Origin of the sequence: Streptomyces decoyicus (assembly GCF_019880305.1) — a bacterium.
GTDB lineage: Bacteria > Actinomycetota > Actinomycetes > Streptomycetales > Streptomycetaceae > Streptomyces > Streptomyces decoyicus.
In genome coordinates this window covers 3,303,165-3,317,463 of the sequence record NZ_CP082301.1, presented here as the reverse complement: position 1 = coordinate 3,317,463, position 14,299 = coordinate 3,303,165, and the positions used below count along the sequence as shown (strand labels likewise).

5 protein-coding genes and 3 rRNA genes are annotated in these 14,299 nt (G+C 65.1%); 6 read left to right on the top strand and 2 right to left on the bottom strand.

Translation table 11 applies throughout. The features are described from left to right. Positions 1 to 290: 290 nt before the first annotated feature. Positions 291 to 2,624, bottom strand: coding sequence for a fructose-specific PTS transporter subunit EIIC (locus K7C20_RS14445; protein ID WP_245171551.1), 2,334 nt, complete (start codon positions 2,622 to 2,624; stop codon positions 291 to 293). A 524-nt stretch (positions 2,625 to 3,148) separates the two neighbouring features. Between K7C20_RS14445 and ahcY the strand changes: the two genes are divergently transcribed. Continuing rightward, a complete protein-coding gene (gene ahcY, locus K7C20_RS14440; RefSeq protein ID WP_222892605.1) occupies positions 3,149 to 4,606 on the top strand; it encodes an adenosylhomocysteinase in 1,458 nt (485 codons plus the stop codon). Positions 4,607 to 4,778: 172 nt separating this feature from the next. Further along, a complete protein-coding gene (locus K7C20_RS14435) occupies positions 4,779 to 5,393 on the top strand; it encodes a hypothetical protein (RefSeq protein WP_030082752.1) in 615 nt (204 codons plus the stop codon). Positions 5,394 to 6,212: 819 nt separating this feature from the next. On the opposite strand, the gene K7C20_RS14430 is transcribed toward K7C20_RS14435, so the two are convergent. Next, positions 6,213 to 7,265, bottom strand: a complete 1,053-nt coding sequence (locus K7C20_RS14430; RefSeq protein WP_222892604.1) for an RDD family protein — start codon at positions 7,263 to 7,265, stop codon at positions 6,213 to 6,215. Positions 7,266 to 7,378: 113 nt separating this feature from the next. Here K7C20_RS14430 and K7C20_RS14425 point away from each other — a divergent pair, with 113 nt between their 5' ends. The 4 genes from K7C20_RS14425 to rrf all read left to right on the top strand — a co-directional run bounded on the left by K7C20_RS14425 (position 7,379) and on the right by rrf (position 14,259). Beyond that, on the top strand, positions 7,379 to 8,386 hold the full coding sequence (locus K7C20_RS14425) for a stage II sporulation protein M (protein WP_030082748.1): 1,008 nt from the start codon (positions 7,379 to 7,381) through the stop codon (positions 8,384 to 8,386). Positions 8,387 to 9,115: 729 nt separating this feature from the next. After that, positions 9,116 to 10,644, top strand: a 16S ribosomal RNA gene (locus K7C20_RS14420). 302 nt (positions 10,645 to 10,946) lie between these two features. Beyond that, positions 10,947 to 14,068: ribosomal RNA gene (locus tag K7C20_RS14415) — 23S ribosomal RNA — on the top strand. Between the two features lie 74 nt (positions 14,069 to 14,142). Then, positions 14,143 to 14,259 (top strand): 5S ribosomal RNA (gene rrf / locus K7C20_RS14410). Together the 16S, 23S and 5S rRNA genes form the textbook arrangement of a ribosomal RNA operon. The last annotated feature ends 40 nt before the right edge of the window (positions 14,260 to 14,299 follow it).

The following is a 14,299-nucleotide window of genomic DNA, read 5'->3' as shown; positions in this document are numbered from 1 at the left end:
ACAGGATCCTCGCTCACCCGGCGGGCCACAGGATCCTCGCCCCCCTGGCGGACCACATTGCATCTCGCTCACATGGTGGGGCGCAGGGGTGCCGCTCACGTGGTGAGCCGCACAGATGTCGCTCACGCGGTCGACCACGAGAATCGGGAATACCGCCCCAGGACCGCTGCGTTGTGGCCCCGAGGGGGCGCTCGCACCCCCTACGGGATGTGTTCGCCCACGCCCTAGTGGATCTCGCGGAATGTCCGCTCTCGCGGAATGTCCGCTCTCGCGGAATGTCCGCCCAGCCCCTAGCGGATCTCGCCGAGGGCGTGCAGAATCGCCGCCTTGTCCTCCGCACCCTGTAGACGTGCCCGGAAGTCCGCATCCATCAGCTTCCGCGACAGCAGCGCCAGGATGCGCAGATGCTCATCCCCGGACGCCGCCTCCGGTACCGAGATCATGAAGACCAGCTTGGCGAGCGTGCCGTCCGGCGAACCCCAGTCGATACCCTCCGCCGATCGCGCGAAGCCGACGACCGGAGCGGTCACCGCGTCCGTCTTGGCATGCGGGATGGCGATCTCCTCACCGAGCCCGGTGGTGCCCTGCGCCTCACGTGCCAGCGCCACCCGGACCAGTTCGTCGACGTCCGTCACCTTGCCGGTGCCGGCCGCCAGCTCGGCCATCTCGCGGATCGCCGCCTCCTTCCCGCCGGCATCGAGCTGCGTCTTGACGGTCTGCTCGGTCAGATAGCCGGAGAGAACCTCGGCGGCGGGGGCACTGTCGCCGCTGTTGCTGTTGCTGCTGCTGTCGCTGTCACTGTTGTTGCCGCGGCCGCCGTCGGCGCCGTGACCGTCCCTGCTGACATCGTTGCCATCGGTGTCGACGCCATCAATATCGACGTCATCTATGTCGTCTGCCCCGCCGGCCGGCCGCTGCCCGGTCGCAGTGGCCGGCCCCGGGACCGAGGCAACCGCCACCGCCGTACGGGACGCACCACCGTCCGCGGCCTCAGCCCCGGCCCCCTCGCCGCCCCCGGCAACCACGGATTCCGCAACCACGGATTCCGCAACCACCGGCTCCGCCACTCCAGGCTCCGTAAGCACCGGCTCCGCCACCCCAGGCTCCGCAACCACTGGCTCCGCCACCATCGACGACGCCCCGCCGGCCGCCCCCGCGGCGTCAGTGGCAGCCACGACCCCGGCACCGCCCCCGGCACCGGCCCGCGCCCCGCTCTTCCTCCGCTCCGCGACATCCACCAGCGCCACCGTCGTCAGCGCCGTCACCACCGCTCCGATCACCACGGCGACGAAGAACATCGGCACCCCGTCGACCGCACCCAGCACCGCCACGAGCGGCCCACCGTGCGGCACCGCGTCCGCCACCCCGGCCATCCCCGCGAGGGCACCGGCCACCGCGCCACCGAGCATGTTCGCCGGAATGACCTGCGCGGGCCGCGCCGCGGCGAACGGGATCGCGCCCTCCGAGATCCCGAAGAGCCCCATGAACAGCGCCGCCATCCCCGTCTCCCGCTCCTGCTCGGAGTACAGGTGCCGACGGATCAGCGTGGCCAGCCCCTGACCGAGCGGCATCACCGGGATCGCGGCGGCGCACATGCCCATGACCGTCTGGTTTCCGGAGGCGATCAAGCCCGAACCGAACAGAAACGCCGTCTTGTTGACCGGCCCGCCCATGTCGAACGCGATCATCAGGCCGAGGATCGCCCCCAGCACGATCGCGCTGGTCCCGGTCATGCCACTGAGCCAGCCGGTGAGATGGGTGAACACCCACGAGATCGGCTTGCCGAGCACGTAGATGAAGAAGAGCCCGAGCGCGGTCGTGGCCACGATCGGGATCACGATGATCGGCATGATCGGCTGGGCGAACCTGGGGACCTTGACCTTCTTGATCCATACGACCAGGTACCCGGCCAGGAAGCCCGTGACGATGCCACCGATGAAGCCGGCGCTCGCGTCCTTCATGCCGTACAACTCGCCATGGGTGGCGATCCAGCCGCCGATCATGCCCGGCACCAGCGCGGGCCGGTCGCCGATCGCATAGGCGATATAGCCGGAGAGGATCGGCACCATCAGCTGGAAGCCGATGGTGCCGATGTTGTTGACGTCCTCCCAGAAGGAGCCCGGGGCGATCTTCAGCCCCTCGGGCGTCGCATGACCCCCCACCGCCAGCGAGATCGCGATCAGCAGCCCGCCGACCACCACGAACGGGATCATGTAACTGACGCCGTTCATCAGCGCCTTGTACGCGACGCTGCGTTCCTTGCCGCCACCGGTGCCACCGCCCGCGGAAGCCGCCGCCGCGCCGCCGCCGGCCCCGTCGCCCGGCTCGCCCCCGTACACGGGCGCACTCCGCACGCGCTCGATCAGCTGCTCGGGATGACGGATGCCCTCCGCGACCCCGACGGCCAAGACCTTCTTGCCGACGAACCGACTGCGGTCGACATCCTTGTCCGCGGCGATGATGACGCCATCCGCGTCTCTGACATCGTTGTCAGACAGTACATTCTCAGCCCCGATCGAGCCCTGGGTCTCCACCTTGATCTCGTGCCCGAGGGAACGGGCGGTCTGGGCCAGCTTCTCCGCGGCCATGTACGTGTGGGCGATACCGGTCGGGCAGGCGGTCACTGCGAGCAGCTTCAGGCCTTGCCCGCCCCTCCCCGTGCTCGTGGGGGGATCAGCTGGACTGGTGGTCACGTGGTTCTCCTTACGAACGTGCGCGCGGCCGTGCAGATGTTCCCGCGCTCCGAGGCATCCTGCATGACGTCCCGGCGCGAGCAAACCCCTCCGAAGCAACGGCCCCCAGCAGCGGGAACGCCGGTCGCCGGCGCCCCGGCCCCCGGGAATCACCGGCCGTTCCGCCACCCCTCCCTGGCCGGTACCGCACCGCATCGCCCCTCCGGGCTGGGGTTCGCTGGGCCGATCGGTGTAGATTCGTGACCAGTGCCAGACGTCGCTGCTGATGGCGGTCGGGCGGCCCGCACCGCGGACCGGCCGAGGGAGAGAGGGCCTCCGACGGACTGCGCTGCGGCCAACGGGAGGGGTGCGTCCGCTTCCGCGTACGCTCGTATTCGCCCCGGTTGTTGCCGGGGACCTCGGCCCGCGCCGCAGACTGCCAGCCCATCCACCTCGACGCTCGAGGAGCAGCCCGCATGACGACAGCAGCCACCGGCCAGGACTTCAAGGTCGCCGACCTTTCCCTCGCCGCTTTCGGCCGCAAGGAGATCACCCTGGCCGAGCATGAGATGCCCGGTCTGATGGCGATCCGCAGGGAGTACGCGGCGGCTCGGCCGCTGGCCGGTGCGCGTATCACCGGTTCCCTGCACATGACCGTGCAGACCGCCGTTCTGATCGAGACCCTGGCGGCGTTGGGCGCCGAGGTCCGCTGGGCGTCCTGCAACATCTTCTCCACCCAGGACCACGCCGCCGCGGCGATCGCGGTGGGCCCGGACGGCACGCCCGAGGCGCCGGCCGGTATTCCGGTCTTCGCCTGGAAGGGCGAGTCCCTGGAGGAGTACTGGTGGTGCACGGAGCAGGCGCTGACCTGGCCGAACTCGCCCACCGGCGGCCCGAACATGATTCTCGACGACGGTGGTGACGCCACCCTGCTGGTCCACAAGGGCGTCGAGTACGAGAAGGCCGGCAAGGTTCCCGGCGTCGAGACGGCGGAGAGCGATGAGCACCGCGCGGTTTTGGAGCTGCTGACGCGCACGCTGGCCGAGGCGCCGCAGAAGTGGACGAACCTGGCCTCCGAGATCCGCGGTGTGACCGAGGAGACCACCACCGGTGTGCACCGTCTGTACGAGATGCACCGTGACGGGGACCTGCTGTTCCCGGCGATCAACGTGAACGACGCCGTGACGAAGTCGAAGTTCGACAACAAGTACGGCTGCCGTCACTCGCTGATCGACGGCATCAACCGTGCCACCGATGTCCTGATCGGCGGCAAGACGGCCGTGGTCTGCGGCTACGGCGATGTCGGCAAGGGCTGTGCGGAGTCGCTGCGCGGCCAGGGCGCCCGGGTGATCATCACGGAGATCGACCCGATCTGCGCGCTCCAGGCGGCGATGGACGGCTACCAGGTCACCACCCTCGAGGACGTCGTCGAGACCGCCGACATCTTCGTGACCACGACCGGCAACAAGGACATCATCATGGCGTCGCACATGGCGCGGATGAAGCACCAGGCGATCGTGGGCAACATCGGCCACTTCGACAACGAGATCGACATGGCCGGCCTGGCCAAGCTCGAAGGCATCGTCAAGGACGAGGTCAAGCCGCAGGTGCACACCTGGACGCACCCGGACGGCAAGGTCCTGATCGTGCTGTCCGAGGGCCGTCTGCTCAACCTGGGCAACGCCACCGGTCACCCCTCCTTCGTGATGTCCAACTCCTTCGCGGACCAGACGCTGGCCCAGATCGAGCTGTTCACCAAGCCCGCCGAGTACCCCACCGACGTCTACGTGCTGCCCAAGCACCTCGATGAGAAGGTCGCCCGCCTCCACCTCGACTCGCTCGGCGTCAAGCTGACCGAGCTGCGCCCGGAGCAGGCCGCCTACATCGGTGTCCAGGTCGAGGGCCCGTACAAGCCCGACCACTACCGCTACTGATCCAGCAGGCGATCACCAACCGGTCGGCCCCGCCGGCCGTTGGTGTTCTCCACAGCAGCCGGTGATCCCAGGCCCTCGCCACACACGGCGGGGGCCTGGCCCATAAGGACCCCGCACCGACCCGCCGCCCCCGACTCACCGGCCCGTCGCCGCCAGAAGGACTTGACCCCCCATGCCCCGCGGCCACTACTCCCTCCACGACCCGCACGATCACACCCCCCTGGGTGAAGAGCACTTCCATTGCGCCACCGGCCCCTCCGGCTGGCGCTATGTCTCCCAGATCGTCAACCCCTCCGGCGACCACATCGGCTCCGTCGACCTCACCCTCGACGAGCTCGGCCGCCCCATCCGTCTCGAACTCCACGCCTCCGCCTGGCAGGTCCGCGGCGCCGCCCTGGAAGGCGTCACCTGGGTACGCACCGACCCGACCGGTGAACACGCCACCGAGGGCAACGTCCCCGCCCACGCCTTCACCGGCGCGTCCCCCGCCTTTCTCATCGCCACCGCCCGCCTCCTGCGTCCCACGCTCGGCGCCGGCGCCGTCCGCACCCGCCTCGTCGCCTTCACACCCCCCGTCCTCGCCCCCCGCACACTCGACCAGTCCTGGGCCCTGCTGAAAAGCACACCACACGCCACTGACAGCGCCCCCCTCGTCGCCGACGAATACCAGGTCAACGACCTGGAAACCGGCGAACAGCACACCATCCACATCGCCGGCGACGTGGTCCTCTCCGCCCCCGGCATCGAACTCGAATCCCTCGAGTCCCCGCCGTCGACGTTCCCCTGATCCGTCCCGGCCCGGTGATCCGACCCGGCTGCCCGGCTCGGCCCAACCTGACCCCGCCGACGCTGCCCGCCGCTTGCCCGCCCCCTCGCAGCACGCCAGGAGCCGACGCGGAGCACACCACGGACCGCGCCAGGGACCGCCCACCGCCGCATGCATGCCCCGCCGACCGAAGGCGGGAGGTGGAGCGTGATCGTGACCTCGGCCGGCGGACGGAGCAGCGGCGCCACTTCATCGCGGTGCGCGAGGTCGGTCACCGAGCTGTGGGACGGCCGCCCAGACCTGCTGCCGAACGGGGCGGCCAACGGCGATCAGGGGGTTGAGGCTCGGGCCCGCGAGCAGTCCCCTCTCCGCACGCCGGACAGCCGCAGCGCCCCCGGCACGGTCCCCTGATCCGCGGTGCCGCCTCGTCCCAGCCCGCTCAGTAACCCTGCCCAGTGCACGGCCACCACCCGGGTCCGGTGCATACGCAGCCACCACCGAGAAGGCGAACACCCGGGCCCGACCCGCGCCCCTTGCACGCTCTGCCCACCACCAACGCAGAGGCATACGGCAGACTCACGCACGCCCCCACCACAAGCCCCGACGTACGGCCGACTCACGCACGCCCCCACGACCAGTCCCGACGTACGGCCGACTCACACACGCCCCACGACAGTCGCGGCATCCGCCGGGCATGCCCCCCGCCCGGCGCCCTACTTTCCCCACCGTCCCTGCGCCCTACGCCCCGCCATCCAGGCTCATCACCCGACGGCCGATCGCCGACAAGCGCCCACCCTCACGTCCTCGCCATCCCCCAACGCCGTCGCCACCCCACCCACCTCACACCGGAGGCGCAAACCCCGTACGCGGCGGCCGCCCTCCTCCGCCACCCCCTTCATCGCCCCCACGCTCCCGCACCGGCGCCCCCAAAGCCCCGCCACCGTCATGACGAGCCGGCCCGCCCCCGGCCGAAGCCCCGGACCCGGGCGACGCCCAAGCCCCCACCGGTGCCGACGCGACCACATCCCCCGCGGTGCCCGACGACGCAACATCCCCCGCCACCCCCACAGGCTGAACCGACGACACCGGTTCACCACCCCAGGGCTTCCCCCCACCCGCAAAGCGCGACGTCCCGGCCGCGGCCGCCCCGAACGCCCGCTGTGTCTCCCGTGCCTGCCGTTCCCCGACCACCGCCGCCAGATACGCCACCGGATGCACCCCCGCAGGCGCGGGCGCCCCGGTGAACCCCCGCAGATCCTCCGCCAGCCGCCCCGCCATCGTCCCGCCGACCTGTGGATCGAGCTGCCCCATCCGCGCCAGGTACTGCCGCACCGTCAGCCACCACCCATCGGGCACCCGCGACAGATCCAGCGCCCCGAGCTCGGCCACCAGCCACGGAGGCGGAGGCGGCAGCGCCGTCCCCGCCTCCGCCACCGGCATCCGCTCCCGTATGACCAGCGTCCCCGCGAACACATCCCCCATCCGACGCCCCCGCGCCGACACCAACGAGGCAATGGCCGCCACCACCCCCATCGTCATCACGATTTCGATGGCCCCCATCGCCCCGCGCACCAACGCATGCCGGAACCGGATCGGCCCGCCGTCCTCCCGTACGACCCGCAGTCCGCAGACCAGCTTCCCCAGCGACCGGCCGTGGCTCAGCGTCTCGATGACAATCGGTATCCCGACCTGCACCAGCACGAACGTCGCCACCGACACGGCCGCCACCGCCGCACTGTCCATCGACGACGTCGCACTCAACAGCAGCAGCGATACGCCGAGGTAGACCGCCCAGGCCACCGCCACATCCACGGCCACCGCCAGTCCCCGGCTCGGCAGCCTGGCCGGCCGCAGCCCCAGCACCACCGCTTCACCCGTTACGAGCTCACTCACGCCGCGCCCCACTCCCTCTCGATCCCCGAAGTCCCGCCCACCCCACGCCGGACACGCCCAGTCTGCCAAGCTGATCCGGCCCCCATCCACGGCGCTGCGAGGAGCGACAGCAAATGGACCTCGATGTCTTCGTCACGGCCCATGGCGCCGAATGGGACCGCCTCGACACCCTGCTGCACCGCAAACGCCGCCTCACGGGCGCCGAGGCCGACGAACTCGTCGCCCTCTACCAACGCACCACCACACACCTCTCCCTCCTCCTCTCCAGCGCCCCGGACCCCGCGCTGACCAGCCGCCTCACTTCTCTCGTGGCCCGCGCCCGCAGCGCGGTCACCGGCGCCCGCAAGGCCTCCTGGCGCGACGCCGCCCACTTCTTCACCACGGCCTTCCCGGCAGCGGTCTACCGCCTGCGCCACTGGTGGATCCCCACCGCGATCCTCTCGACCGCGGTCGCCGCCCTCATCGGCTGGTGGATAGCCGCACATCCCGAGGTCCAGGCGGCGATCGGCGCCCAGGAGGACCTCCGCAACATGACCCGACCCGGCGGCGAGTACGAGACGTACTACTCCAGCCATCCCGCCGCGTCCTTCGCCGCTCAGGTATGGACGAACAACGCCCAGGCCGTAGCCCTGTGCCTTGTCCTCGGCGCTTTCGCCGGCCTCCCCGTCCTGTGGGTCCTCTTCCAGAACATGCTCAACCTGGGCGTCGGCATCGGCCTGATGTCCTCAGCCGGCCGCCTCGACACCTTCCTCGGACTGATCCTTCCGCACGGCCTCCTCGAACTGACCGCCGTCTTCGTCGCGGCCGGCATCGGCCTCCGCCTGGGCTGGACCCTCATCGACCCGGGCCACCGCACCCGCCGGACTGCGCTGGCCGAGGAAGGCCGCTCCGCGCTGGGAGTCGCCATCGGTCTCGCCGCGGTGCTCTTCGTATCCGGCGTCCTCGAAGGCTTCGTCACCCCTTCCGGCCTGCCCACCTGGGCCCGCATCGGCATCGGCATAGCCGCCGAGGTGGCCTTCCTCCTGTACGTCTACGTCCTGGGCGGCCGCGCCGTACGCGCCGGAGCCATCGGCGACGTCGACCTCACCGACCGCGAAGCCACCGTCCCCACCGCCGCGTGATGTGCATCGAGCCCCGCTGACCTGCTAATCTCCTCTTCGCCCCAGGAGCCCGTTGACACGAGCGCCAGGGGGAGGTAGATTCGAACGGTTGCAGCGAACTGGACAAGTTCATCCGCGACGGGTAGTCTCTTCTCCGCTTCGGCCGGAATATCAATTCGGCGAAGCGCAACCGACCACTTACCGGAAGCCCCGGCTGATCAATTCGGCCGAACCCCTTCTGATAAAGTCGGAAAAGCCAAAAGGCGCCCCTCCGACGGGGAATCGGAAACGAATTCGGACCGGCAACGGAACGAAATCGGGCCTGATAGAGTCGGAAAGGCCGGAAAGCGAAAGCCGAACGGCCGACCCCGCTCCGACAGGGGCCAGAGACGGAAACGGATCTGGTAGAGTCGGAAACGCGAAGAAGTCGAAAGGCGGAAACGCACCGGCGAAAATCGGGCCCGCAAGGATCTGATAGAGTCGGAAACGCAAGACCGAAGGGAAGCGCCCGGAGATCCTGGTGAAACAGGAACAAAGGAAGCGTCCGTTCCTTGAGAACTCAACAGCGTGCCAAAAGTCAACGCCAGATATGTTGATACCCCGTCCACTTCGGTGGATGAGGTTCCTTTGAAAGCCCACCACGGCCCATGCGGTCGGGGTGGCACACACAGCGAGGACGCTGTGAACGACCGGACCTATTCCGTCTGGTCGTTCCGCTCTCGTGTGTGTTGACCCGATTACGGGTAAACATTCACGGAGAGTTTGATCCTGGCTCAGGACGAACGCTGGCGGCGTGCTTAACACATGCAAGTCGAACGATGAACCTCCTTCGGGAGGGGATTAGTGGCGAACGGGTGAGTAACACGTGGGCAATCTGCCCTTCACTCTGGGACAAGCCCTGGAAACGGGGTCTAATACCGGATACGACACACGACCGCATGGTCTGTGTGTGGAAAGCTCCGGCGGTGAAGGATGAGCCCGCGGCCTATCAGCTTGTTGGTGGGGTGATGGCCTACCAAGGCGACGACGGGTAGCCGGCCTGAGAGGGCGACCGGCCACACTGGGACTGAGACACGGCCCAGACTCCTACGGGAGGCAGCAGTGGGGAATATTGCACAATGGGCGAAAGCCTGATGCAGCGACGCCGCGTGAGGGATGACGGCCTTCGGGTTGTAAACCTCTTTCAGCAGGGAAGAAGCGAGAGTGACGGTACCTGCAGAAGAAGCGCCGGCTAACTACGTGCCAGCAGCCGCGGTAATACGTAGGGCGCAAGCGTTGTCCGGAATTATTGGGCGTAAAGAGCTCGTAGGCGGCTTGTCACGTCGGATGTGAAAGCCCGGGGCTTAACCCCGGGTCTGCATTCGATACGGGCAGGCTAGAGTTCGGTAGGGGAGATCGGAATTCCTGGTGTAGCGGTGAAATGCGCAGATATCAGGAGGAACACCGGTGGCGAAGGCGGATCTCTGGGCCGATACTGACGCTGAGGAGCGAAAGCGTGGGGAGCGAACAGGATTAGATACCCTGGTAGTCCACGCCGTAAACGTTGGGAACTAGGTGTGGGCGACATTCCACGTCGTCCGTGCCGCAGCTAACGCATTAAGTTCCCCGCCTGGGGAGTACGGCCGCAAGGCTAAAACTCAAAGGAATTGACGGGGGCCCGCACAAGCAGCGGAGCATGTGGCTTAATTCGACGCAACGCGAAGAACCTTACCAAGGCTTGACATACACCGGAAACGTCTGGAGACAGGCGCCCCCTTGTGGTCGGTGTACAGGTGGTGCATGGCTGTCGTCAGCTCGTGTCGTGAGATGTTGGGTTAAGTCCCGCAACGAGCGCAACCCTTGTTCTGTGTTGCCAGCATGCCCTTCGGGGTGATGGGGACTCACAGGAGACTGCCGGGGTCAACTCGGAGGAAGGTGGGGACGACGTCAAGTCATCATGCCCCTTATGTCTTGGGCTGCACACGTGCTACAATGGCCGGTACAATGAGCTGCGATACCGCGAGGTGGAGCGAATCTCAAAAAGCCGGTCTCAGTTCGGATTGGGGTCTGCAACTCGACCCCATGAAGTCGGAGTTGCTAGTAATCGCAGATCAGCATTGCTGCGGTGAATACGTTCCCGGGCCTTGTACACACCGCCCGTCACGTCACGAAAGTCGGTAACACCCGAAGCCGGTGGCCCAACCCCTTGTGGGAGGGAATCGTCGAAGGTGGGACTGGCGATTGGGACGAAGTCGTAACAAGGTAGCCGTACCGGAAGGTGCGGCTGGATCACCTCCTTTCTAAGGAGCACTTCTTACCAACTTCGGTTGGTCAGAGGCCAGTACATCAGCGAATGTCTGATGCTGGTTGCTCATGGGTGGAACGTTGACTATTCGGCACACTTGATTGGTTGTCACTAGTACTGCTTCGGCGTGGAACGTGGGGATTGATGGAGTGGGCCGGGCACGTTGTTGGGTATCTGAGGGTACGGACTGTTGAGTCTGGACCTTCGCGATGCCGGCCCCAGTGAACTCAGCCTTCGGTTGGGGTGGTGGGTGGCTGGTCGTTGCTTGAGAACTGCACAGTGGACGCGAGCATCTGTGGCCAAGTTTTTAAGGGCGCACGGTGGATGCCTTGGCACCAGGAACCGATGAAGGACGTGGGAGGCCACGATAGGCCCCGGGGAGCTGTCAACCGAGCTTTGATCCGGGGGTGTCCGAATGGGGAAACCCGGCAGTCGTCATGGGCTGTCACCCGCTGCTGAACACATAGGCAGTGTGGAGGGAACGCGGGGAAGTGAAACATCTCAGTACCCGCAGGAAGAGAAAACAACAGTGATTCCGGGAGTAGTGGCGAGCGAAACCGGATGAGGCCAAACCAGTCACGTGTGATACCCGGCAGGGGTTGCGTGGTTGGGGTTGTGGGATCTCTTTACTGCAGTCTGCCGGCTGTGGGACGAGTCAGAAACCGTTGGTGTAGGCGAAGGACATGCGAAAGGTCCGGCGTAGAGGGTAAGACCCCCGTAGCTGAAACATCAACGGCTCGTTTAAGAGACACCCAAGTAGCACGGGGCCCGAGAAATCCCGTGTGAATCTGGCGGGACCACCCGTTAAGCCTAAATATTCCCTGGTGACCGATAGCGGATAGTACCGTGAGGGAATGGTGAAAAGTACCGCGGGAGCGGAGTGAAATAGTACCTGAAACCGTGTGCCTACAAGCCGTGGGAGCGTCGCACAAGGAACTTGTTCCTTGTGTCGTGACTGCGTGCCTTTTGAAGAATGAGCCTGCGAGTTTGCGGTATGTTGCGAGGTTAACCCGTGTGGGGAAGCCGTAGCGAAAGCGAGTCCGAATAGGGCGTTGAGTAGCGTGCCCAAGACCCGAAGCGGAGTGATCTAGCCATGGGCAGGTTGAAGCGGAGGTAAGACTTCGTGGAGGACCGAACCCACCAGGGTTGAAAACCTGGGGGATGACCTGTGGTTAGGGGTGAAAGGCCAATCAAACTCCGTGATAGCTGGTTCTCCCCGAAATGCATTTAGGTGCAGCGTCGTGTGTTTCTTGCCGGAGGTAGAGCACTGGATAGGCGATGGGCCCTACCGGGTTACTGACCTTAGCCAAACTCCGAATGCCGGTAAGTGAGAGCGCGGCAGTGAGACTGTGGGGGATAAGCTCCATGGTCGAGAGGGAAACAGCCCAGAGCATCGACTAAGGCCCCTAAGCGTGTGCTAAGTGGGAAAGGATGTGGAGTCGCAGAGACAACCAGGAGGTTGGCTTAGAAGCAGCCACCCTTGAAAGAGTGCGTAATAGCTCACTGGTCAAGTGATTCCGCGCCGACAATGTAGCGGGGCTCAAGCACACCGCCGAAGTCGTGTCATTGCAGCATGAGGACCAACGTCCGTTGTGATGGGTAGGGGAGCGTCGTGTGCCGGGTGAAGCAGCCGTGGAAACGAGTTGTGGACGGTTCACGAGTGAGAATGCAGGCATGAGTAGCGATACACACGTGGGAAACGTGTGCGCCGATTGACTAAGGGTTCCTGGGTCAAGCTGATCTGCCCAGGGTAAGTCGGGACCTAAGGCGAGGCCGACAGGCGTAGTCGATGGACAACCGGTTGATATTCCGGTACCCGCTTTGAAACGCCCAATATCGAATCCATTAATGCTAAGGCCGTGAAGCCGGCCTGGAGTCTTCGGACAAAGGGACGTGGTGGAGCCGCCGATCCAAGGTGGTAGTAGGTAAGCGATGGGGTGACGCAGGAAGGTAGTCCAGCCCGGGCGGTGGTTGTCCCGGGGTAAGGGTGTAGCCCGTCATCTAGGCAAATCCGGATGACATGAGGGTGAGACCTGATGCCGAGCCGATTGTGGTGAAGTGGATGATCCTATGCTGTCGAGAAAAGCCTCTAGCGAGTTTCATGGCGGCCCGTACCCTAAACCGACTCAGGTGGTCAGGTAGAGAATACCGAGGCGTTCGGGTGAACTATGGTTAAGGAACTCGGCAAAATGCCCCCGTAACTTCGGGAGAAGGGGGGCCATTGCTGGTGATGGAATTTACTTCCTGAGCTGGTGGTGGCCGCAGAGACCAGCGAGAAGCGACTGTTTACTAAAAACACAGGTCCGTGCGAAGCCGTAAGGCGATGTATACGGACTGACGCCTGCCCGGTGCTGGAACGTTAAGGGGACCGGTTAGTCACATTTCGGTGTGGCGAAGCTGAGAACTTAAGCGCCAGTAAACGGCGGTGGTAACTATAACCATCCTAAGGTAGCGAAATTCCTTGTCGGGTAAGTTCCGACCTGCACGAATGGCGTAACGACTTCTCGACTGTCTCAACCATAGGCCCGGTGAAATTGCATTACGAGTAAAGATGCTCGTTTCGCGCAGCAGGACGGAAAGACCCCGGGACCTTTACTATAGCTTGATATTGGTGTTCGGTTCGGCTTGTGTAGGATAGGTGGGAGACTTTGAAGCAGCCACGCCAGTGGTTGTGGAGTCATTGTTGAAATACCACTCTGGTCGTGCTGGATGTCTAACCTGGGTCCGTGATCCGGATCAGGGACAGTGTCTGGTGGGTAGTTTAACTGGGGCGGTTGCCTCCTAAAGAGTAACGGAGGCGCCCAAAGGTTCCCTCAGCCTGGTTGGCAATCAGGTGTTGAGTGTAAGTGCACAAGGGAGCTTGACTGTGAGACTGACGGGTCGAGCAGGTACGAAAGTAGGGACTAGTGATCCGGCGGTGGCTTGTGGAAGCGCCGTCGCTCAACGGATAAAAGGTACCCCGGGGATAACAGGCTGATCTTCCCCAAGAGTCCATATCGACGGGATGGTTTGGCACCTCGATGTCGGCTCGTCGCATCCTGGGGCTGGAGTCGGTCCCAAGGGTTGGGCTGTTCGCCCATTAAAGCGGTACGCGAGCTGGGTTTAGAACGTCGTGAGACAGTTCGGTCCCTATCCGCTGTGCGCGTAGGAGTATTGAGAAGGGCTGTCCCTAGTACGAGAGGACCGGGACGGACGAACCTCTGGTGTGCCAGTTGTCCTGCCAAGGGCATGGCTGGTTGGCTACGTTCGGAAAGGATAACCGCTGAAAGCATCTAAGCGGGAAGCCTGCTTCGAGATGAGTACTCCCACCCCCTTTGAGGGGTTAAGGCTCCCAGTAGACGACTGGGTTGATAGGCCAGATATGGAAGCCTGGTAACGGGTGGAGTTGACTGGTACTAATAGGCCGAGGGCTTGTCCTCAGTTGCTCGCGTCCACTGTGTAGGTTCTGAAGTAACGACCTGTGTTATTGCCGGGTTGGTCAACTTCATAGTGTTTCGGTGGTCATTGCGTTAGGGAAACGCCCGGTTACATTTCGAACCCGGAAGCTAAGCCTTTCAGCGCCGATGGTACTGCAGGGGGGACCCTGTGGGAGAGTAGGACGCCGCCGAACAATCATTGTGGGGAAGCCCCGCACCTTATGGTGCGGGGCT

Coding starts and splice junctions, on each gene's coding strand:
- ahcY (WP_222892605.1), top strand. CDS start 3,149: ATGACGACAGCAGCCACCGGCCAGGACTTCAAGGTCGCCGACCTTTCC.
- K7C20_RS14435 (WP_030082752.1), top strand. CDS start 4,779: ATGCCCCGCGGCCACTACTCCCTCCACGACCCGCACGATCACACCCCC.
- K7C20_RS14425 (WP_030082748.1), top strand. CDS start 7,379: ATGGACCTCGATGTCTTCGTCACGGCCCATGGCGCCGAATGGGACCGC.